The organism is Cellulomonas sp. RIT-PI-Y (assembly GCF_025642745.1).
Taxonomy (GTDB): domain Bacteria; phylum Actinomycetota; class Actinomycetes; order Actinomycetales; family Cellulomonadaceae; genus Cellulomonas.
The window spans coordinates 31,823-51,947 of sequence record NZ_JANZKP010000008.1; the positions used below are offsets into that span (position 1 = coordinate 31,823).

Below are 20,125 nucleotides of genomic sequence, written 5' to 3' on the forward strand. Positions count from 1 at the left end.
GCCCGCGCCCGGCACCGCTCAGCCCAGGATCGCCCTGGTCACCGCGACCTGCTCGGTCAGCACCCCACCGATGGTCTGCTGGGTCTCGTTGATCCGCTCGACCACCCCGCCGATCTTGGCGAGCGAGTCGATCACGCCGTCGACCTGGAGCTGGATGGTGCGCACCTTCTCGCCGACCTGGGTGGTGGCCTGTGCGGTCTCGGTGGCCAGCTCCTTGACCTCGTGCGCGACCACGGCGAAGCCCCGTCCGGCCTCACCGGCGCGGGCGGCCTCGATGGTGGCGTTCAACGCGAGCAGGTTGGTCTGCGCCGCGATGCCCTGGATCACCGTCACGACCTGGCCGATCTGCGCACTGGACTCACCGAGCCCGGCGACGTCCCGGTTGGCGTCCTGCGCGAGCCGCTGGCCGTCCCCGGCCACCGTGGTCGCCGCGAGGACGTTGCGCTCGACCTCCTGGATCGACATCACCAGCTCCTCACCCGCGGTGCGGAGCTTCCCGGCGGCGTCGTGGCGCTCCAGCGCCTGACCGACCAGGAAGGCCGTGTTGCGCAGGGCCTCCCGGCGACCGTCGGACAGGTCGAGCGTCTCGGTGGCGAAGAAGTCCATGGTGCCGATGACCTGGCCGTCGACGACGATCGGCAGGCAGACCCCGGACTTCACCCCGGCCCGCTGGGCGGCGGGCGCGCGGACGCAGTCGGTGAGCTCCCCGAGGTCCTGAACGAACACCAGGTCGCGGGCACGCCAGGCACGCCCGGCGAGGCCGACCCCCTCGGCGAAGGTGGCGGTGCGGGTGACCTCGCGGAACTCCTCGCCGGCGCTGCCGGACTCCTGGACGAAGCGGAGCACGCCCTGCTGGGGATCGACCCGCCAGAACGAGGCGTACGTCCAGTCGAAACCCTCCCGGATCGCCACCAGCGCGTGGTCCAGGGCCCGGTCGGCCGACGGCGCGCTGGTGACGTCGTGGATCACCCGGTGCACGGCCTCGATGTCGAGCGCCGCATCGGCCTGGTGCTCGGCGGTCGCGATCCGCTCGATGGCCTGGGAGACCAGGACGCCGATGCTGCGCAGGGTCTCGAGCCGCTGCGGGGACGGCGCCAGCGTCTGGGTGGTGAAGAAGTCCAGGGTGCCGGTGATCCGGCCGTTCTCGGCCAACGGGAAGCAGATGCCGGACCGGATCCCGGCCCGCTGGGCCGCCGGGGCGCGCACGCAGTCGGTGAGCTCGCCGAGGTCCTCGACGAACACCAGCCCGCGGCTGTGCCAGGCGCGACCGGACAGGCCCACCCCCTCCGCGAACGACGCCTCCCGGGTGATCCGGCGGAACTCCTCGCCCGCCTCACCCGCCTCGACCACGAAGTGCAGTCGTTGGTCCGGGCCGATCCGCCAGTACGAGCCGTACGCCCAGTCGAAGCGCTCGCGCACCACGTCCAGCGCGATCCGGACCGCCTCCTGCGAGGTCCTCGCCCCGGCGAGCGCGGCGACGACGGCCGTGACGGCCTCCACGTTCTCCCGGGCCTCGGACAGCGCCCGGGGCAGCTCATCGGCGCCGGAGCGCAAGCGGTTCAGCACGGTGGTCCCCCTCGACACTTCTGGACGTGACCCCTCCGATCGGCCGCCGGGCCGCCGAACTGAGCGACCCGGCGGGGCGATCATCCGACGATCGCCTCGGTGACGCCGACCTGCTCGGTCAGCACGTCGCCGATCGCCCGCTGGGTCTCGTTGATCCGGTCCACCGCGGCGCCGATCTCACCGAGGGAGGCGATCACGCCGTTGACCTGCTCCTGGATCAGCTCCACCTTCTCCCCGACGCGGGTGGTGGCCGCGGCGGTCTCGGTGGCCAGCTCTTTGACCTCGTGCGCGACCACGGCGAAGCCCTTGCCGGCCTCCCCGGCCCGCGCCGCCTCGATGGTGGCGTTCAAGGCGAGCAGGTTGGTCTGCGCCGCGATCGACTGGATCACGGTGACGACCTGTCCGATCTCCGCGCTGGATCCGCCGAGCGCCGCGACCTCGCGGTTGGCGCCCTGGGCGAGTCGACGGCCGTCGTCGGCGACCTGGCCGGCCGCGGTGACCTGCCGCTCCACCTCACGGATCGAGCCGAGCAGGTCCCGGCCGGCCGAGCGGAGGCGATCCGCCGCCTCGTGGCGTTCGAGCGCCTGGCCGACCAGGAAGGCCGTGTTGCACAGGGCGTCCCGCCGGCCCGCCGACAGCTCGAGGGTCTCGGTGGCGAAGAAGTCCATCGTGCCGGTGACCCGCCCGTCGACGACGATCGGCAGGCACACCCCGGACCGCACGCCCGCGCGCTGGGCGGCCGGGGCGCGCACGCAGTCGGTCAGCTCGCCGAGGTCGGCGACGAACACCAGGTCCCGCGCACGCCAGGCACGCCCGGCGAGGCCGACCCCCTCGGCGAAGGACGCCGTGTGGGTCACCTCGCGGAACTCGTCGCCCGCGTCCCCCGACTCCTGCACGAAGGTCAGTGCGCGGAGCCCGTCGTCCACCGCCCAGTAGGACGAGTACGCCCAGTCGAAGCCCTGCCGGATCGCCTGCTGCGCCCGAGCCAGCGCCTGCTGAGAGGTCGGGGCCTCGGACACCTCCCGGATCACGCGGTTCACGGCCTCCACGTCCCGGCCCGCCTCGGCCTGATGATCGGCCGCGGTGATCCGCTCGAGCGTCTGCGAGACCAGCACTCCGATGCTCCGCAGCGCGTCCAGCCGCTCGGAAGACGGGTCGAGGGTGTGGGTGGTGAAGAAGTCCATCGTGCCGGTCACCCGACCGCCCTCGATCAGGGGGAAGCAGATCCCGGACCGGACGCCGACCCGCTGGGCGGCCGGGGCGCGCACGCAGTCGGTCAGCTCGCCGAGATCCGGGACGAACACCAGGTCCCGCGCCCGCCATGCGCGTCCGGACAGCCCGACGCCCTCCGCGAACGTCGCCGTCCGCGTCACCTCGCGGAACTCCGCACCCGCACTGCCGGACTCCTGGGCGAAGTGCAGCGCGCGGTCGGGTCCGACCCGCCAGTGCGAGCCGTAGGCCCAGCCGAACCGCTCCCGCACCTCGTCCAGGGCGGTGCCGACCGCCTCAGCGGTGGAGGTCACACCCGCCAGCGCGAGCGCGACGGCCGAGACGGCGTCAAGATTGGCGCGCGACTCGGCGAGATCGGCGGTCACCGCGGCCAGCGCGGTCCGGGCACGAACGCCCATCAGGTCTCCTCCGGGGATTGGCTGTAGCCCATCCGATCGTCCGGCGTCCAGACCCTCTGAGGTTTTTGTCGCGATGATCCCGGTTTCTCACCCGATCAGACCACGCAGGGCGTCCGCGGAGACGTCGGTCTGCTCGGCGATCACCCGGCGGGCGGCGTCCGTGGCGTCCCAGACGTTCCAGAGCAGCACCCCGGCCACCCCCGAGCCGTCCTCGGCCAGGTAGTAGACCACGCCCTCCTCGAACGGGGTCGTCCAGTCCTCGACCGTCGCGAGCGACGAGTCCAGGGCGCCGACCGCCTCGTAGCCCAGCTCGAACAGATCGGAGTAGTAGTACGGGGTGTGGGTGTACGGCTCCCCCGCCCCGGCCAGGTTCCGGCCCGCCACGGTCCCGGACTCCTGGGCGTGGTCGACGTGCTCCACCCGGCGCCGTCCGAGGATCCGGTCCGGGTACTCCGCGGCGTCACCCGCGACCCAGATCCGCTCGTCGGAGCTCCGCAATTGGTCGTCGACCCGGATGCCCGAGTCGCCCAGGGTCAACCCGGCGGCCTCGGCCAGGCCGGTCTCCACGGTGATCCCGGTCCCGATCACCGCGGCGTCGGCCTCGATCACGCGGCCGTCCTCGAGCTCGACCCGCACCCCGTCGGCGGTGGACTCCCCGCCGGAGACCCGGGCACCGGGCAGCAGCTCCACGCCGGCCTCGGTGAACCGGCGCTCGACCCGCTCGGCCAGGGCGGCCGGGAAGGTCGACGCGGTGAGGACCTCGTCCGGGAACACCAGCGTGACCCGGGTGTCGTTCTGCACCAGAGCGGCGGCCAGCTCGGTGCCGATGTATCCGCCGCCGACCACCACCACGTGCCGCCCCTGACCGGACAGCTCCCGCAGCCGCTCGTAGTCGCGGTAGGTGCGGTAGTACAGCACCCGGCCCGACTCGGGCAGCCCCAGCGGCGTCGGGTGCCCGCTGGTGGCGAGCAGCAGCCGGTCGTAGCCGATCACCGCACCGGTGTCGGTGGTGACGGTGCCGGCGTCCCGGTCGATCGCGGTGACGGAGGTGCCCAGGATCAGGTCGGCCCCGGTGTCCGCGGTCGGCAGCCAGATCTGGTCCTCGGTGAACTCCGGGTCGGTCCAGAGCTTCTTGCTCAGCGCGGGCCGGGTGACCGGGGCGGTGGGCTCGCGGCCGATCACCCCGATCGTGCCGTCCGGGTCCCGCTCACGGATGCCGTGGGCGGCGGCGTCGCCCGCCATGCCCGCGCCGACGATCAGATACCGGTAGTGATCACGCATGCCTTCACCGTCGCACCGGGCGGGGCGCCCCGCACCCCGGGATCAGGGCTGCGGCTGCACGGACCAGGAGCCGTCGGTGTCCAGGGCGATCAGCGCCGGGGTGGTGATCGGCATCACCTGGTCGATCGCGGTGTCGGCGCCGGAGGTGGTCGCGGTGCCGTCCGCCTCGGACACCACCCGCAGGACCAGCTCGTCGCCGGTGGCGGCGGGGGTGTAGGTGACCCGCACGTGACTGCCGCCCTCGGTCAGCCGCAGCACGACCGGCCCGGTCCCGGTCTGGTCCCCGGTGACGGCGGTCAGGTCCTCGGAGCTGCTCAGGGTCAGGGTCCAGTCCCCCTCGGCGGCGACGTCGACCCGGTCCGGGACGGCGGGACCGGTCAGGTCGACCAGGTAGGTCGCGGTGAGCGGCGCCGTGCCGGTCCCCCAGGCGGAGCCGCGGTCCGGGCTGCTGAGCGCGATGTCCCCCGTGCAGGCCGAGCAGTCCAGGGTCGCGATCAGCGCGACGTCCTCCGGGGCGTCGAAGCCGACCGAGGCCGATCCGGACTCCCGGGCGGTGACCGGGGCCCCGGTCCCGACGGTGCCGAGGTCCAGATCCGGCGCGGGCAGGTCGAGGGCGCCCGCGGCGGGCAGGGTCGGCAGTGCGGTGTCGACGGGTTCGTCGGCGGCGGGACCGGCACAGGCGGCGAGGAGCAGGACGGCGAGCGACGCGGGAAGAGCGACGCCGCGGAGGGAGCGGCGGGGTGTCACCCGTCCATTGTCACCGACGCGGGACCCGGCTCCGCCCGCCGGACGTCCCGGGCGGGTGCTGCCACCCGTGCCGTCGGTCAGCCGGGCAGTTCCCCGGCGATCAGCACCCCGCGGGACACCACGGCGACGATGTTCTCCACCCGCAGGGCGTCGACGTCCTCCCACGGACGACCGCGCAGCACCACGAAGTCGCTGCCCAGGCCGGCCCGCAGCCGGCCGGTGACCGCCCCCAGACCGATCGCGTCGGCGGCGTCGGACGTCGCGGACGTGAGGGTGCGCTCGGCGGACCACCCGAACATCGAGGCCATCGCGCGCACCTCCTCCATCTGATCGCCGAACTGCACGAACTGCCCGGAGGCGTCGGTGCCGAGCACGAACCGGACCCCGGCCTCGGCAGCGGCGGCGAATCCGGCGTCCCGGATCGCGACCACCTCCTGCGCCTTGGCCTGGGCCTCGGCGGAGACCGGCCGCCGGGCCTCGGCGATGATGTCGTTGATCAGCAGGGTCGGCGCCACCGGCAGGTTCCGCTCGACCAGGGTGGCCAGGTGCCGCTCCTCGATGGCGGTGCCGTGCTCGATCGAGTCGACGCCCTCGGCCAGCGCGATGTCCAGTCCCTCGGCGGAGTGCGTGTGCGCGGCGACCAGCAGGTGGAGCGCATGCGCCTCGTCGACGGTGGTGGCGATCTCCTCGCGGGTCTGATTCCGCCAGCCGACCTTGTCGCCCATCGAGAGCACGCCGCCGGAGGTGTAGATCTTCACCCCGCTCGCCCCGGCCCGGGCCCAGGTGCGCACCAGCTTGCGGCACTCGTCCGGGCTGTCGGCGGTCGGCGGGCGGTGCGGGTAGTGCGGCGGGACGAACAGGTCGCCGTGCCCGGCGGTCATCCCGACCTGGCCGTGCGACAGCAGCCGCGGACCGGTGAGGATCCCGGCGTCGAACGCCCGGCCGACCGCGAGCTGGATCGAGTCGGCGGCCAGGTCGCGCAGGGTGGTCACGCCGCCACGGGCACAGCGCAGCGCGTTCGCGGCCAGGTGCAGCGAGCGCTCCTCCGCCGGGGTGATCAGCGGCCAGGTGGAGGCGTCCTTCGCGGGCTCGCCGGCCGGGTAGCCGAGGTGCACATGGGTGTCGATCAGCCCGGGGATCACCGCCAGGTCGGTGTGCCGCCCGGCCGACTCCTCGACCGCCATGATCCGGTCGCCGGACCAGGTCAGGCGGCTCGGGCCGTGCAGGCGCTCGCCGTCCCAGAGCGGGAGTCCGTCCAGGTGCTGCTCGATGGTCATGCGGGGAGTCTCCCAGGGTCGTGGCATGCGGGCGGGCTACAGGTCGGGATGCACCGTGGCGAGCACGGTGCCGTCCTCGGCCAGGACGGGGATCTCCCGCCAGCGGTCGAAGGCGCCGCACGGATGGCTGATCCCGAACCGCAGCACGGTGCCGGGATCGAGGCGGACACCGGCGGGCAGGCGCAGGAACGCGTGATGGTCGTTGACGCCGGTGATCTCCCAGTCGTCGTGGTCGATCACCACCGGCAGCCGGTCGTCGGTGGGCACCTCGCGGCGGCCGAAGCCCACGATCGCCAGGCCGTCCTCCGGCTGGGACAGCACGCTGGCGCGCAGTTCCAGGGCGGCCCGGAACTCGTGCCGGAGCGGCGAGGTGCGACGGTACACACCGTGGTCGTGGGTCAGGTAGCAGCCGGAGCGCAGCACGACGGTGGTGTCCAGGTCCCCCAGCGCGGCCACCACCTCGTCGAAGTACGACGACCCCCCGGCGGTGACCAACGGCGCCGCGGTGTCCTCGACCAGCGCGCGCACCCGTCGCAGCAGGGCGGCCCGCGGCTCCGGGTCGTGGGTCAGCCCCTCGAAGGCGGCGACCCCGGCCAGCTCGACCAGGTCGCTCGCCCGGACCCGGGCGGCCAGCCGCCGGGCGGCCGCGTCGTCCCGCATCCCGGTGCGACCGCCGGGCGAGCCGAGCTCCAGCAGCAGCTGCAGCGGACGTTCGGGACGGCGCCGGGCCAGCCGGTCCAGCAGCAGGTCCAGGCCGGCGTCCGAGTCGACGTAGGTCAGCAGCTCCGGCGCGCCGGGCACCAGCAGGCGGGTGGCGACCCAGTCGATCGCGTCGGCGTCGACCAGCAGGTTGGCGTGCAGGATCCGCGGCACGCCCCAGGCGGCCAGCGACCGGATCTGCCGGGGGGTGGCGGCGGTGAATCCCCAGGCCCCGGCGGCGATCTGCCGGGCCACCAGCTCCGGGGACATGTGCGTCTTGGCGTGCGGCGCCAGCTCGACCCCGGCGGCGGCGCAGTAGTCCGCCATCACCGCGAGGTTGTGGGCCAGCGCCGACTCGTGCAGCACCAGGGCGGGCAGGATCACTCCGCACGCCCCGCGCGCAGCACCCGGCCGGCCCGCTCGCCGGTGAACTCGCCGTCCACCACCACCGGGACCCCGGCCAGCACGGTCCAGCGCACCCCGGTCGGTCGCAGCCACGGCTGCTGCACGGTGCCGTCGTGACCGACGGTCGCCGGGTCGATCACCGCCAGGTCCGCCACCGCGCCGGGGGCGAGGTAGCCGCGGCCGGGCAGTCCCAGCGCCCGGGCGGGCAGCGAGGTCATCTTGCGCACGGCCTCCGGCCAGGTCAGCACACCGAGCTCGCGGACGTAGCGGCCCAGGACGGTCGGGAAGCAGCCCCAGCCACGCTGGTGCGCATGGCCCACCGGGACCGAGTTGTCCGACCCGATCGCGATCAGCGGATCGGCCAGGATCGCCCGGACGTCGTCCTCGGCCATCAGGCGGTACACCATCATGGCGGCCGGGTCCGCCACGATCAGGTCGCAGAGGGTGTCCCAGGCGTCGCCGCCGGTGGCCGTGAGCTCGGCCAGCGAGCGACCGAGCGTCGCGGTGTCCCGGTGCATCGAGACGTGCACCCCGTCCGGGCTGGTCTGGGACCAGGAACCGGAGCCCGGCCCCCCGGCGGCGCCGCGCTCGGCCAGCGCCCGTCGGCCCTCGGGGGTGGACAACCGCTCGACCAGTGCCTCCCGGCCGCCGATCTGCGCGGCGGCGGGCAGCAGCGCGGTCAGGAAGCTCTCCCCCGTGGTGTACGGGTAGGCGTCGCCCAGCACCTCGACCCCGCGCCCGCGCGCCTCGTGCAGAGTGGCCAGCAGCTCGGCGGACCGGCCGTGGTTCGCCCGGCCCGCAGCCTTGCAGTGCGAGACCTGCACCCGGACCCCGGTCCGCCGTGCGACCTCCAGGGTCTCGGCCAGCGACGCGGTCAGCCCGTCGCCCTCGTCGCGCATGTGCGTGGCGTAGGGGCGGCCCCAGCGCGCGGCGACCGCGGCCAGTGCGGCGACCTCGTCGGTGTCGGCGTAGACGCCCGGGGCGTAGATCAGCCCGGTGGAGAACCCGAAGGCCCCCTCGGCGAACGCCCGGTCGGCGAGCTCGACCATCCGGTCCAGCGCACCGGGTTCCAGCCGCTCGGCCATGCCGTTCGCGCTGATCCGCAGGGTGTGATGGCCGACCAGCGAGGCGACGTGCGTCGTCGGTCCGTGGGCCTGCACCGCGTCCAGGTACTCGCCGAACCCGCGGGGACCGTTCCAGACCGCGTCCACCCCGGCCGCAGCCGTCGAGCTGATCGGCCGGTGCAGTTCCACCGCTCGGTCGTCGACCAGCGGCGCCGCGGAGTTGCCGCAGTTGCCGACCACCTCCGTGGTGACGCCCTGCAGCAGCTTGAACGGTTGCGGCTCGGACATGAACGGCACCACGTCGGAGTGGGTGTGCGGGTCGATGAACCCGGGGGTGACCAGCAGCCCGTCCGCGTCGACGGTCCGGGTCCCGGCCGGGGCGTCCAGACCGGTGCCGATCGCGGTCACCCGGTCACCGGTCACCAGGACGTCGGCGCGCACGCCCTCGGACCCGGTCCCGTCCAGCACCGTCCCGCCACGGATCAGCAGGTTCACGACAGCTGACCCATCCGGTCCAGCACCAGGGTGTCCGCGACGGACACCACCGCGTAGGCCAGCATGGTGACCGCGGCGATCGTGATCGCGGCCGCCCACATCTGGTCGTACCCGAAGGAACCGGCCGCGCGGGAGATCGCGCCGCCCAGCCCCTCGCCGGTGGACAGCCACTCGGCGATCATCGCGCCGGTCACCGCCGCGGGCACCGAGACCCGTGCCGAGGCCAGGGTCGCCGGGATCGCCGCGGGGAGCGCCACCTTGCGCAGCACCGTCCAGGACGAGCCGCCGTAGGCCAGCACCAGGTCGCGGTGGTCGCCGGTCACCGAGCGCAGGCCGAACAGGATGTTCGCCAGCGCGGGCAGGAAGACCACGATCAGCACGATCACGGTGACCCCGGTGACGTCCCGGCCGAAGATCAACGTGATCAGCGGGGTCATCACCACCAGCGGGATGGACCGCAGCACCATCGCGGTGGGCATCACGATCCGCTCCGCCACCGGGGAGATGCAGAACAGCACCGCGAGCACGAAGGCGCCGGCCAGACCGACCAGGTAGCCGATCCCGGCGTCCCGGACCGTGACGGCCAGGTTCTCCGCGATCAGCGCGCGGTTCTCCGCCGCACCGTCGGTGGTGAACAGCCAGTCGGCGACCTGCCAGGGCTGGCGGGCGATCAGCGGGTTCACGTCGAAGGCGAACAGCACCAGGGACCAGATCGCCAGCGCGACCACGACCGCGATCGCCAACGTGCCGATCCGGCGGAGCAGGAAGGTGGTCATCCGCGCTGCTCCTTCGCCCAGGGGGTGGCCAACCGGCCGAGCAGGCCCACCAGGCCGTACCCCGCCAACGAGATCAGACCGGTGAGGATGCTCAGCGCCCACACCCGGTCCGGCATGATCTGCCGCTGCGCCGCGTTCAGCGCCACGCCGATCCCGGAATCGATCCCGCCCAGGTACTCGCCGACGATCGCGCCGAGCAGCGCACCGGGCACCGCGACCTGCAGGGCGGTGGCCAGCGCGGGGAGCGCGGCGATCAGGCGCACCTTGCGGATCTGGGTCCAGCGGCCGCCGCCGTACGCCGCGACCAGGTCCAGCGAGCTGCGGGAGGCCGACGTCATCCCGAGCAGCGCACCGACCAGGGTGGTGAAGAACACCAGCAGCGCGCCGAGGAAGATCGCCGACGCCCGGCCGCCGAACATCGCCATGATGATCGGGCCGATCGCGGTCAGCGGCAGGCAGGAGCTGATCACGCCGACCTGGGTGACCACGCCCTCCAGCTTCGGCGCCACGAGGACCAGGGCGGCGACCACCAGCGCGGCCAGGTTGCCCCACAGGTAGCCCTGTCCGGCCCGGCTCAGGGTGGGCGCGATGTTCGCGGAGTAGAACGACCAGCCGTCCCGGCCGACCGACCGCAGCACGGCGTCCGGGGTCGGGAAGCTGGTGGAGTCGGTCAGCCCGGCGGTCATCGCCCACCACAGGGCGATCAACAGCACGATGCCGACGGTGCCGCCGACCCAGGGCCGGGCCAGCGCGGAGCGGAACGCCGACACCTAGTGCTCCCCGAACAGCAGTCCGGACAGGTGGTCGACCACCTCGTGGAACTCGGGCGTGCGCATCAGCTCCGGCGTGCGCGGCCGCTCGAACGGGATCTCGACGATCTCCACGATCCGGCCCGGACGCGCGGACATCACCGCGACGTAGTCGGACAGCAGCGCGGCCTCGGAGATGCCGTGCGTGACCATCAGCGTGGTGGCCGAGCGCTCGGTCCAGATCCGCTGCAGCTCGAAGTTCAACCGCTGCCGGGTCATGTCGTCCAGCGCGCCGAACGGCTCGTCCAGCAGCAGGAAGTCCGGGTGCACCGCCAGCGCCCGGGCGATGGAGGCCCGCTGGCGCATGCCGCCGGACAGGTGGGCCGGGCGGGCGTTCTCGAACCCGGTCAGACCGACCAGCTCGATCAGCTCGTCCACGATGCCGTCGTCCTTGCGCCCCTGGATCTCCAGCGGCAGCTGGATGTTCTTGCGCACCGAGCGCCACGGCAGCAGCGCAGGGTCCTGGAACGCGATGCCCATCCCGGGTGCGCGCTTCCCGGCGGCGACCGGGGTGCCGTTCACCGCGACGGTCCCGGCGGTCGCGGTCTCCAACCCGGCCAGGATCCGCAGCACGGTCGACTTGCCGCAGCCGGAGGGCCCGAGCAGCGACAGGAAGGACCCGCGCGGGGTGCTCAGGCTGACGTCCGCCAGCGCGTGCACCTCACGACGGCCGGTGCGGAACAGCTTGTCCAGGCCGGTGATCTCGATGCCGGGACGGGAAACGGGCGCACCCGCCCCCGCGTCCGCCGAGGGGGGCGGGGACGCGGAGACGGGTGCGGTCTGGGGGCCGTCGGTCACTTGACGTCCGGGTTCTCGCTGAGGACCTCGTCCAGCAGGCTGAGGTCGAAGAGCTCGTCGGCGGTGATGTCGATCCCGGCGAAGGCCAGCGAGTCGATGGTGCCCTGCTGCAGCTCGTCGGTGATGGTCAGCAGGCCGTTGGCCTCGGTGTCCTCGGTCGAGATCAGCTCGGCCTGCCGGTCGAAGGCCAGGGTCATCGCGTCGCGGTCGTACTCCTGGTCCTTGCCGTACTTGTCGACGGTCAGGGACACGGCGCGCTCCGGGTCGTCCAGCGCACCCTGCCAGCCCTGCACGGTGGCGAGCAGGAAGGCCTTGAGCTCGTCCGGCCGGTCGTCGATGTCCTGCTGGGAGGCGACCAGCACCTCGCCGACGATCGGCAGGCCCTCGTCGGCGAGCAGGAACTCCACCGCGTCGAAGCCCGCCTGCACCAGCGTGGTGGCGCCGGAGGTGGTGTAGCCGATGTAGCCGTCGACCTGGCCGGTGGTCAGCATCGAGGTGTCGGACAGCGGCACGGTGGTGACGTCGGCGGCGTCGATGTCGTTCGCGGCCAGGAACGCGTTCCAGACCAGGGTGTTGGAGTCGGAGACCGCGATCGTCTTGCCGGCCAGGTCGTCCGGGCCCTCGATCGGGGCGGAGGCGGCCGACACCAGCGCGAACGGGTTGCGCTGGTAGGTGGCGCCGATGATCTTCACGTCCGCACCGGCCTGGATCGCCGGGGCGGTGATCAGCGGGGAGGACAGGCCGACCAGCGCCTGCCCGCCGGCGACGGCGGCCTCGGCGGAGGTGGCGGAGGACCCGCCCGCGGTCAGGGTCACGTCCTCGAACCCGGCGTCGGTGTAGAGACCGTCCTCGACGGCGACGTACTCGCCCGCGAACTGGGTGTTCTTCAGCCAGGACAGCTGCACGCTGACGGCGGGGAAACCGCTGTCGCCACTGCCCCCGGTGGCGGACTCGGTGGTGTCGTCGGAGCTGGAGCACGCGGTCAGCAGAAGGCCGGCTGCGGCCACAGCGGAGACCAGACCGGTGAACCGGCGGGCACGGGAGGTGCGGGTCACGTCTACCTCGGATCGGGTTCGGGTGGCCGTCGGACGGGCCACGGGGCGACGGGAATCATGCAACCCTCCGGCGCCGGTGCGCCGCCATGTGGGATCGTCCGAAGTCCACCCCCTCGGATGGTGCGATCCGTTGTGCGACCCACCGAGACCGGTCACATGCCGGACACCTGAGGGCACCGCGCGGGCCGGTCGCTGGCCGATCCTCCAGCGCCCGGGCACCGGCTCCCGGGTGGTCGTTGGGCGATCGTCCGATGATGCGTCCGAGGGCGCTGTGGTGGAGTTGCGGACAACCCGATCCCCGAGCCGAGAGGACCCACACCGCCGTGTGGCCGACCGCTGAACTGCATGTGCACATCGAGGGCACGCTCGAGGCGCCCCTGATCCGCACCCTGGCGCAGCGCAACGGACTGCCCGTCCCGGCCGGGATCGACGACCGTGCGCCCTACGCCGACCTGCAGGCGTTCCTGGACGTCTACTACGCGAACCTCGCCGTGCTGCGCACCGAGCGGGACTTCGCCGATCTCACCACCGCGTATCTGGAGCGGGCGGCCGCCGCCGGGGTCCGGCACGCGGAGATCTTCGTCGACCCGCAGTCGCACACCGATCGTGGCGTGCCGCTGGCCGCGGTGCTGGACGGCGTTCTCGGCGCCCTGGACGCCGGGCGTGAGCGGTTCGGGATCAGCTCCGGTCTGATCGTCTGCTTCCTGCGGCACCTCGGCCCCGAGGCCGCGGCCGAGACCCTGGAGTCGGTGCTGCCCTGGCGGAGCCGGCTGCTGGGCGTCGGGCTGGACTCCTCCGAGGTGGGCTTCCCGCCGTCGCTGTTCCGCGCCGTGTTCGCCCGGGCCGCCGAGCTCGGCCTGCGCCGGGTCGCCCACGCCGGGGAGGAGGGCGGCCCGGACTACGTCTGGGAGGCCCTGGACGTGCTCGGCGCCGAGCGGATCGACCACGGCAACCGTGCCCTGGAGGACGCCGAGCTGGTCGCGGTGCTCCGCGAGCGCCGGATCCCGCTCACCGTCTGCCCGCTGTCCAACCTGGCACTGCGCACCGCCGGCCCCGATCTGGCCGACCACCCGCTGGCCGTGATGCTGGACGAGGGACTGCTCGCCTCCGTGCACTCGGACGACCCGGCCTACTTCGGCGGCTACCTGGACGACAACGTGCGCGCCCTGGTCGCCGCGAACGGCGTGGCCGAGGCCGTGCTCGGGCGCCTCGCGGTGAACGCGGTCCGCTCGGCCTTCGTCGACGAGGGCCGTCGTGCCGAGCTGCTGGCCGCGATCAGCGCGCATGCCACGGAGATCGGCGCCCCCGACCCGGTCGGGGTGGCCGCCTGATGCGCGCCGCCGAGCTCACCGTCGGCCGCCGGTTCGCGGTCGTCCTGGACCCCGGCGACGAGGTGCTGGAGGCCCTGACCAAGCTCTGCGCGGAGCACGGCATCCGCCAGGCGACCATCCCGGTGTTCTCCGGCGCGTTCCGCTCCGCGCGGTTCATCGCGGCCCACACCCCGGTCGACGACCAGGAGCCTCCGCTGCCGCAGGAGGTCACCGTCACGTACACCGAGGGCATCGGCTCCGGCACCGTGATGTGGGACGCCGACGCGGGGCGCGCCGTGCCGCACCTGCACGTGGCCCTCGGTGTGAAGAACACCGGCGCCACCGGCTACGCGGGCCATCTGCTGGGCGGGGAGGTGCACTACACGGCGGAGGTCGTGATCGAGGAGGTGCTGTCCCCCGCCCTGCTCCGGGTGTCCGACCCCCGCGCCTTCGGCATCCCGACGCTGCACTTCAGCTGACCGCCCGGACGCCCACATTCCCCGGCGTGGCCCTCCCCCGACAGGAGGCTCGGCGCGACGGCGTCGAGGCGCGCCGCGGGTTCAGCGGACGGTGAGGGCGTTCGCCTTCGCCTGGGCACCGAGCCACGCCAGGCTCGGCTTCGGCTGCCGGGCGAAGGTCTCGCGGTCCCAGCCGATCAGGCCGAAGGTCGGGCGGTAGCCGCTGGCCCACTCGTAGTTGTCCAGCAGGCTCCAGTGCAGGTAGCCCTCGACCGTGATCCCGTCGGCGATCGCGGCGTGCAGCTCGGCCAGGGCGGCCTCGGTGTAGTCGATCCGGCGCGGGTCGTCGGCGGTGGCGATGCCGTTCTCGGTGACGAACACCGGCACGCCCCCGCTCAGCTCCCAGGCGGAACGGACGCCCTCGGCCATCGCCGCCGGGTAGTACTCCCAGCCGGTCAGCGTGGTCTCGATGCCGTCCGGCACCTGACGCGGGCCGTCGGGGCCGATGATCGTGCGGGTGTAGGCCTGGACGCCGACCCAGTCGTCGCCCCGGGACATCTCCAGGTACCAGTCGTCGCGCGGGTGGCCGTACTCGCGCTTGACGTCCTCGCAGCCGGGCTCGGCCTGGAACGCCTGGGTGGCGATGGTCCAGCCGGAGCGGACGCCGTCGAGGCCGGACAGGATCTCCTGCGCCCGGTGGTGGCAGTCGAGCAGGGTGTCGGCCACCGCCAGGTCGGGGGCGGGCAGACCGTAGGCGACGAGGTTGGCCGGGTCCTCGCCCCCGGCGATCATCGCGGCGATGTTCGGCTCGTTGATGGTGCAGACCCAGGTCACGTCGTCACCGAGCACCGGCAGTGCGGTCTCGACGTAGCGGGCGAACCGGTCCGTGGCGTCGGGGCTGCGCCACATGCCCTCCTGCGCGAACCAGCGCGGCACGGTGAAGTGCATCAGCGTGACCATCGGGGTGATGCCGAGCTCCAGGGCGGTGTCGACCATCCGGCGGTAGTGGGCCAGCTCGGCGCGGGACACGAAGCCCTTCTCCGGCTCGATCCGGGCCCACTCGATGCTGAACCGGTAGGTGTCCAGCCCGGAGTCCTTGAGCAGGCGCATGTCCTCGGCGAACCGGTGGTAGCTGTCCGCCGCGTCGCCCGAGGGCTCGACGATGCTGGTCCCGGCCGCGTGCTCCCGCGGCCACCAGTCGGAGTTGATGTTGTTGCCCTCGATCTGGTGGGCGGCGGTCGCCGCGCCCCAGAGGAAGCCGTCGGGGAACTGCAGAGTGTGTGCCACGGTGTGTCCTCAATCAGTGGGGGGAGGTCCAGAAGTCGGCCAGCAGGTCCGCGGTCGCTTCCGGGGTCTCGAGATTCGGTGAGTGCGCCGCGCCGGGCAGCACCGCGTACCGGCCACCGAGCTGATCGGCGGTGCGGCGCTGCCAGGACTGCGGCCAGGCGGTCAGGTCCAGCTCTCCGTGCGCGACCAGCACCGGCAGCCCGGTGGCGGCCAGCGCGGGGGTGACGTCCGCCGGGTCGGCCAGGATGTCGATCGCGGCGATTAGCTGGGCGGTGCTGGTGGCCAGCGACCGCTGCCGGTGGAACTCGGCCTCGGGGTCGAGTTCCACCGGTTCGCCCTGCGCCAGCGCCCAGGCCAGCGCGGGGTTGTCCAGGCTCCACAGGTCCGCGGCGCCACCGGCGGCCAGCAGCCGTGCCCGGAGGTCGTCCTTGCGTCCGGGCCAGCCGTGCGGCCCGGAGCAGAGCAGGGTCAGTGAGGCGAAGGCCGCCGGCTCGTGCACCGCGGCGGCGGCCGCCACCGTGCCGCCGAACGAGTGCCCGAGCAGGTGCACCGGGCCCCCGACCAGGGCGGCGACCTCGTGCACGTCCTCGGCCAGCAGGTCCAGGGCGTAGTCCTCGACCCGGGGCAGCGACTGCGAGTCGCCCTGTCCGCGCTGGGAGATCGCCCAGGCGTCGATCCCCCGCTCGGCGAGCAGGGGCAGCAGCACCCGGTGGTCCTCCTTGGACCCGGTGAAACCCGGCACCAGCAACGCGGTCGCCCGGGCCTCCCCGGCGGGCCGGGCACGCAACGCGGTCAGCTCCACCGCGGACAGCAGGAGCCGGGACGCCTCGACGCCGTCGGGCAGCGCGAGGCCGCCGAACGGGCTCATGACGCCTCGAACCGGCGCGAGGGCTGCGGCACGGCGGCCAGCAGCTCGGTGGTGTACGCGTCCTCCGGGAACCGGAGCACCTGCACGGTCTCGCCGCGTTCGACCACCCGCCCGTGGTGCAGCACCATGATCTGGTCCGCGATCACCCGGGCCGACAGCAGGTCGTGCGTGATGTAGAGCAGCGACACCCCGGTCTCCCGGCGCAGCTCCTGCAGCAGGGCCAGCACCCCGGCCCGCAGCGACACGTCCAGCATGGACACCGGCTCATCCGCGACCAGCACCTGCGGGTTCGACGCCAGGGCGCGGGCGATGACCACCCGTTGCCGCTGACCGCCGGACAGCTGGTGCGGCAGCTTGGCCGCGAACTGCTCGACCGGGGTCAGCCCCACGGTCTCCAGCAGCTCCAGCACCCGGGCCCGGGCGGCCTCCCCGCGCAGACCGGTGAAGTTCTCCACCGGCCGGGTCAGGGTGTACTCGACCGTGCTCAACGGGTTGAGCGCCGAGTACGGGTCCTGGAAGACCATCTGCATGTCGGCGTGCAGCCCGCGCAGCTTCCGTCGGCTGAGCTTGTCGACCTGCCGGTCACCGAACCGCACCGTCCCGCTGGTCGGCTTCTCCACGCCGGTCAGCATCTTGGCGATCGTCGACTTGCCCGATCCGGACTGCCCGACCAGCGCCAGCGCGCCACCGGGCTCCAGGGTGAACGACACGTCGTCCACCGCCGTGACCGGCTGCTCGCCGCGGCGCGGGGCCGGGTACACCTTGGTCACGTGCTCGACCACCACCGCGTCGTGCGCGGCCTTGGTGTCGGTGACCTCCGGGGCGTCCACGCTGCGCGAGCTCAGGCCCGGCAGCTCGACGACCTCGGCCCGCGGGTCCGCGTAGTGCGAGAGCAGCATCCGGGTGTACTCGTGCCGGGGCCGCAGGAACAGCTCACGGGACGGCGCGTCCTCGACGATCCGGCCGTCGTGCATCACCGCGACCCGCTCGGCCGACTCCAGCACCACACCGAGGTCGTGCGAGATGAGCACCGCGGTGAAGCCCTCCGCCTTCTGCAGCTCCCGGATGGTGTCCATCACGGCGTGCTGCACCAGCACGTCCAGCGCGGTGGTCGGCTCGTCGAAGACCATCAGCCGGGGCTCCAGCGACAGCGCCAGCGCGATCGACACCCGCTGCCGCATCCCACCGGAGAGCTCCCCGGGGAACCGGTCCAGCACGGTGGCGGGCAGCTGCACCTTGTCCAGCAGCTCGATCGCCCGGGCGCGGCGCCTCGGCTTCGGCACGTGCCGGTGCGCCGCGAAGATGTCGCCGAAGTGGTTCCCGATCGACCGCACCGGGTTCAGCGCGTTCATCCCGGACTGCAGCACCATCGCGAAGCCGCCCCGGCGCTGCTCGCGCAGTTCCTCGGCGCCCATCCGCGCGATGTCCACGCCGTCGAACACGATCCGGCCGGAGGCGATCCGGGCCGGCGCCTTGGCCAGCCGGGTCACCGCGAAGCCGAGCGTCGACTTCCCGGAGCCGGACTCCCCGACCAGGCCGATGAACTCGCCCTGCTCCAGGCTCAGGCTCACCCGGTCGACCGCGGTGGTCGGTTCCGCGCCCCGGGGCTCGTAGACGACGGTCAGGTCCTCGATCTGCAGCAGGCTCATCGGCCGGTCCCTTCCCGCAGGCGCGGATTGGACAGACCGTCCACGCCGAAGTTCACCAGGGTCATGGAGGTGGCGAGCAGGGCGATGCACAGGCCGGGGGCGAACAGCAGCACCCACTGACCGGTCAGGATCGCCATCGAGTTCTGGGCCCAGAAGATCATCGAGCCCCAGCTCACGGTCGCCATGTCGCCGAGGCCCAGGAACGACAGCCCGGACTCGGCCAGGATCGCGGAGGTGGCCGCCCCGAAGAACGCCGCCGCGATCATCGAGGTCATGTTCGGCAGGATCTCCCGGAACACCACCCGGGCCGGCCTCTCCCCGGAGAAGACCGCCGCGGTGATGAAGTCCCGGCTGCGCAGCGACTGGGTCTGCGCTCGCAGCACACGGGCGCCCCAGGCCCAGCCGGTGATGACCACCACCAGGATGATCATCGGCAGCCCGCCGTTCTGCAGGTAGGCGGCGATGATGATCATCAGCGGCAGGCCGGGCACCACCAGGAACAGGTTGACCAGGAAGTTGACGACGTCGTTCCCCCAGCCGCGCAGATAGCCCCAGGACAGGCCGATGAGCACGGCGACCACGGTCGACAGCCCACCGGCGATGAAGCCGACCAGCAGCGAGATCCGCGAGCCGTAGATCACCTGGGACAGCACGTCCTCCCCGTTGCCGGTGGTGCCGAGCCAGTGCGCGGAGGACCCGGGCTCGTTGCGGCCGAAGGAGTCGTCGTGCGGGGCGTAGGGCGCCAGCACGGGGGCGAAGACCGCCATGAGGATGAACAGGCCGAGCAGGATCAGTCCGACCCGGGCCTTGGGGTTGGCCCAGACGGTGCCGAACGCGCGGCCGAGCACCTGGAAGGCCCGGCCGATCGTGGTACGGCTCGCGCGGGTGGCCGGCTTCAGCACGACCTCGCGATCGGGCATGGGTGTGGATTCAGTCATGAGTCACCGCCTCGTCCGCGGGTCGAGGACGCCGTAGAGGATCTCGACAAGGAAGTTCGCCACCAGGACGCTGACCGTGATCATCAGGAACACCGCCTGCATCAGCGGGAAGTCCTGATTGGTCACGCCGTTGTAGAGCAGATAGCCGACTCCCGGGTAGGCGAAGACCTGCTCCACCAGGAGCGAGCCGCCGACCACTCCGCCGAGCGCCATCCCGAAGCCGGTCAGGTTCGGCAGGATCGCGTTCCGGGCGGCGTAGCGGATCGCCACGGTCCGGCCGTGCAGACCGTTGGCCTCGGCGAAGGTCACGTAGTCCTCGCCCAGGGTGTTGATCATCGTGTTGCGCATCCCGAGGATCCAGCCGCCGAGTGAGGTGAGGAAGATCGTGATCGCGGGCAGCGCGGCGTGGTAGAGCGCGTCGCCGATGAACTCCAGGGAGAAGTTCGGTGTGGCGGTCGCGGAGTACGCCCCCGAGGTCGGGAACCAGCCGGCCACGTACCCGGTGAAGAACACGATCAGCAGACCGGTCCAGAAGTACGGGAAGGCGGACAGGAAGCTGCCGGTCATGGTCGGCAGGGAGTCGAGCCAGGTGCCGCGCCGCCACGCCGCGCCGATCCCGATCAGGGTGCCGACCGCGAACGAGATGATCGTGACCATCCCGACCATGATCAGCGTCCAGGGCAGCGCGTTGGCCACCAGGTCCGACACCTTCATCGGGAAGAACGTGTAGGAGACCCCGAAGTCCAGGGTGACCACGCTGTGCAGGTAGCTGACGTACTGGTCCCACAGGCTGCCGTCCGGCAGTCCGAGCTGGACCTCGATCGCGCGCTGCACCGCCGGCGAGACCGGCCCGTTCTGGGCCAGGCGGGCGATCGCAGCGTCGGCCGGCGATCCGGGCATCAGGCGGGGCAGGACGAAGTTCATCGTCACCGCCGCCCAGAGGGTCAGCAGGAGCAGACCGAGTTTGCGCAGGGCATAGCGCACCGGGGCCTCCTTCGGTGTGAGGGGTGCCGCC

The 20,125-nt window shown here is 72.8% G+C and carries 18 protein-coding genes; 2 read left to right on the forward strand and 16 right to left on the reverse strand.

Annotated features, from left to right (window positions below):
• Window positions 1-18: 18 nt before the first annotated feature.
• From OGL89_RS16845 to OGL89_RS04625, 11 genes are all read right to left on the reverse strand, one after another.
• The gene (locus tag OGL89_RS16845; protein WP_346770676.1) at window positions 19-1,566 is read right to left on the reverse strand and encodes a GAF domain-containing protein; all 1,548 of its coding nucleotides are present in this window, start codon (window positions 1,564-1,566) and stop codon (window positions 19-21) included.
• Between the two features lie 80 nt (window positions 1,567-1,646).
• Complete coding sequence (locus OGL89_RS04580) at window positions 1,647-3,194, reverse strand: GAF domain-containing protein (protein WP_276581985.1); 1,548 nt, start codon at window positions 3,192-3,194, stop codon at window positions 1,647-1,649.
• Window positions 3,195-3,281: 87 nt separating this feature from the next.
• Window positions 3,282-4,475, reverse strand: coding sequence for an FAD-dependent oxidoreductase (locus OGL89_RS04585; protein ID WP_263118694.1), 1,194 nt, complete (start codon window positions 4,473-4,475; stop codon window positions 3,282-3,284).
• Between the two features lie 42 nt (window positions 4,476-4,517).
• The gene (locus tag OGL89_RS04590) at window positions 4,518-5,222 is read right to left on the reverse strand and encodes a hypothetical protein (RefSeq protein ID WP_263118695.1); all 705 of its coding nucleotides are present in this window, start codon (window positions 5,220-5,222) and stop codon (window positions 4,518-4,520) included.
• A 77-nt stretch (window positions 5,223-5,299) separates the two neighbouring features.
• Window positions 5,300-6,499 carry an amidohydrolase family protein gene (locus OGL89_RS04595; protein ID WP_263118696.1) on the reverse strand — a complete coding sequence of 400 codons (1,200 nt, stop codon included), beginning with the start codon at window positions 6,497-6,499 and terminating at the stop codon, window positions 5,300-5,302.
• A 36-nt stretch (window positions 6,500-6,535) separates the two neighbouring features.
• Entirely contained in the window at window positions 6,536-7,582 is a 1,047-nt protein-coding gene (locus OGL89_RS04600; protein WP_263118697.1) for an alanine racemase, read from the reverse strand.
• On the reverse strand, window positions 7,579-9,162 hold the full coding sequence (locus OGL89_RS04605; RefSeq protein WP_346770677.1) for an amidohydrolase family protein: 1,584 nt from the start codon (window positions 9,160-9,162) through the stop codon (window positions 7,579-7,581). The genes OGL89_RS04600 and OGL89_RS04605 overlap by 4 nt, the downstream gene beginning before the upstream one ends.
• Complete coding sequence (locus tag OGL89_RS04610; protein ID WP_263118698.1) at window positions 9,159-9,938, reverse strand: ABC transporter permease subunit; 780 nt, start codon at window positions 9,936-9,938, stop codon at window positions 9,159-9,161. Before OGL89_RS04610 ends, OGL89_RS04605 begins: the two co-directional genes overlap by 4 nt.
• Complete coding sequence (locus OGL89_RS04615; RefSeq protein WP_263118699.1) at window positions 9,935-10,708, reverse strand: ABC transporter permease subunit; 774 nt, start codon at window positions 10,706-10,708, stop codon at window positions 9,935-9,937. Before OGL89_RS04615 ends, OGL89_RS04610 begins: the two co-directional genes overlap by 4 nt.
• Window positions 10,709-11,545, reverse strand: coding sequence for an ABC transporter ATP-binding protein (locus OGL89_RS04620; RefSeq protein WP_263118700.1), 837 nt, complete (start codon window positions 11,543-11,545; stop codon window positions 10,709-10,711).
• Entirely contained in the window at window positions 11,542-12,600 is a 1,059-nt protein-coding gene (locus OGL89_RS04625; protein WP_263118701.1) for an ABC transporter substrate-binding protein, read from the reverse strand. Before OGL89_RS04625 ends, OGL89_RS04620 begins: the two co-directional genes overlap by 4 nt.
• A 323-nt stretch (window positions 12,601-12,923) precedes the next feature.
• Between OGL89_RS04625 and OGL89_RS04630 the strand changes: the two genes are divergently transcribed.
• Together OGL89_RS04630 and OGL89_RS04635 are read left to right on the forward strand one after the other, a co-directional pair.
• Window positions 12,924-13,931 (forward strand): adenosine deaminase, encoded by a 1,008-nt coding sequence (locus tag OGL89_RS04630; RefSeq protein WP_263118702.1) that lies wholly within the window; start codon window positions 12,924-12,926, stop codon window positions 13,929-13,931.
• Window positions 13,931-14,389 (forward strand): PPC domain-containing DNA-binding protein, encoded by a 459-nt coding sequence (locus tag OGL89_RS04635; RefSeq protein WP_263118703.1) that lies wholly within the window; start codon window positions 13,931-13,933, stop codon window positions 14,387-14,389. The genes OGL89_RS04630 and OGL89_RS04635 overlap by 1 nt, the downstream gene beginning before the upstream one ends.
• Window positions 14,390-14,470: 81 nt before the next feature.
• On the opposite strand, the gene OGL89_RS04640 is transcribed toward OGL89_RS04635, so the two are convergent.
• Genes OGL89_RS04640 through OGL89_RS04660 form a run of 5 tightly spaced genes read right to left on the reverse strand, consistent with a single transcriptional unit; the run spans window position 14,471 to window position 20,094 of the window.
• Entirely contained in the window at window positions 14,471-15,655 is a 1,185-nt protein-coding gene (locus tag OGL89_RS04640) for a family 1 glycosylhydrolase (protein WP_263118704.1), read from the reverse strand.
• 13 nt (window positions 15,656-15,668) lie between these two features.
• Complete coding sequence (locus OGL89_RS04645; RefSeq protein ID WP_263118705.1) at window positions 15,669-16,523, reverse strand: alpha/beta hydrolase; 855 nt, start codon at window positions 16,521-16,523, stop codon at window positions 15,669-15,671.
• A complete protein-coding gene (locus OGL89_RS04650; protein ID WP_263118706.1) occupies window positions 16,520-18,172 on the reverse strand; it encodes an ABC transporter ATP-binding protein in 1,653 nt (550 codons plus the stop codon). Before OGL89_RS04650 ends, OGL89_RS04645 begins: the two co-directional genes overlap by 4 nt.
• Window positions 18,169-19,092: an ABC transporter permease gene (locus OGL89_RS04655; RefSeq protein ID WP_263118707.1), complete on the reverse strand. Its 924-nt coding sequence runs from the start codon at window positions 19,090-19,092 to the stop codon at window positions 18,169-18,171. The genes OGL89_RS04650 and OGL89_RS04655 overlap by 4 nt, the downstream gene beginning before the upstream one ends.
• Before the next feature lie 21 nt (window positions 19,093-19,113).
• A complete protein-coding gene (locus OGL89_RS04660; protein WP_263118708.1) occupies window positions 19,114-20,094 on the reverse strand; it encodes an ABC transporter permease in 981 nt (326 codons plus the stop codon).
• Window positions 20,095-20,125: the final 31 nt, after the last annotated feature.

Bases quoted from the DNA above. Each gene is read 5' to 3' on its own strand.
- OGL89_RS04635 (WP_263118703.1), top strand. From the start codon at position 13,931: ATGCGCGCCGCCGAGCTCACCGTCGGCCGCCGGTTCGCGGTCGTCCTG.
- OGL89_RS04585 (WP_263118694.1), bottom strand. From the start codon at position 4,475: ATGCGTGATCACTACCGGTATCTGATCGTCGGCGCGGGCATGGCGGGC.
- OGL89_RS04580 (WP_276581985.1), bottom strand. From the start codon at position 3,194: ATGGGCGTTCGTGCCCGGACCGCGCTGGCCGCGGTGACCGCCGATCTC.
- OGL89_RS04655 (WP_263118707.1), bottom strand. From the start codon at position 19,092: ATGCCCGATCGCGAGGTCGTGCTGAAGCCGGCCACCCGCGCGAGCCGT.
- OGL89_RS04610 (WP_263118698.1), bottom strand. From the start codon at position 9,938: ATGACCACCTTCCTGCTCCGCCGGATCGGCACGTTGGCGATCGCGGTC.
- OGL89_RS04650 (WP_263118706.1), bottom strand. From the start codon at position 18,172: ATGAGCCTGCTGCAGATCGAGGACCTGACCGTCGTCTACGAGCCCCGG.
- OGL89_RS04645 (WP_263118705.1), bottom strand. From the start codon at position 16,523: ATGAGCCCGTTCGGCGGCCTCGCGCTGCCCGACGGCGTCGAGGCGTCC.
- OGL89_RS04595 (WP_263118696.1), bottom strand. From the start codon at position 6,499: ATGACCATCGAGCAGCACCTGGACGGACTCCCGCTCTGGGACGGCGAG.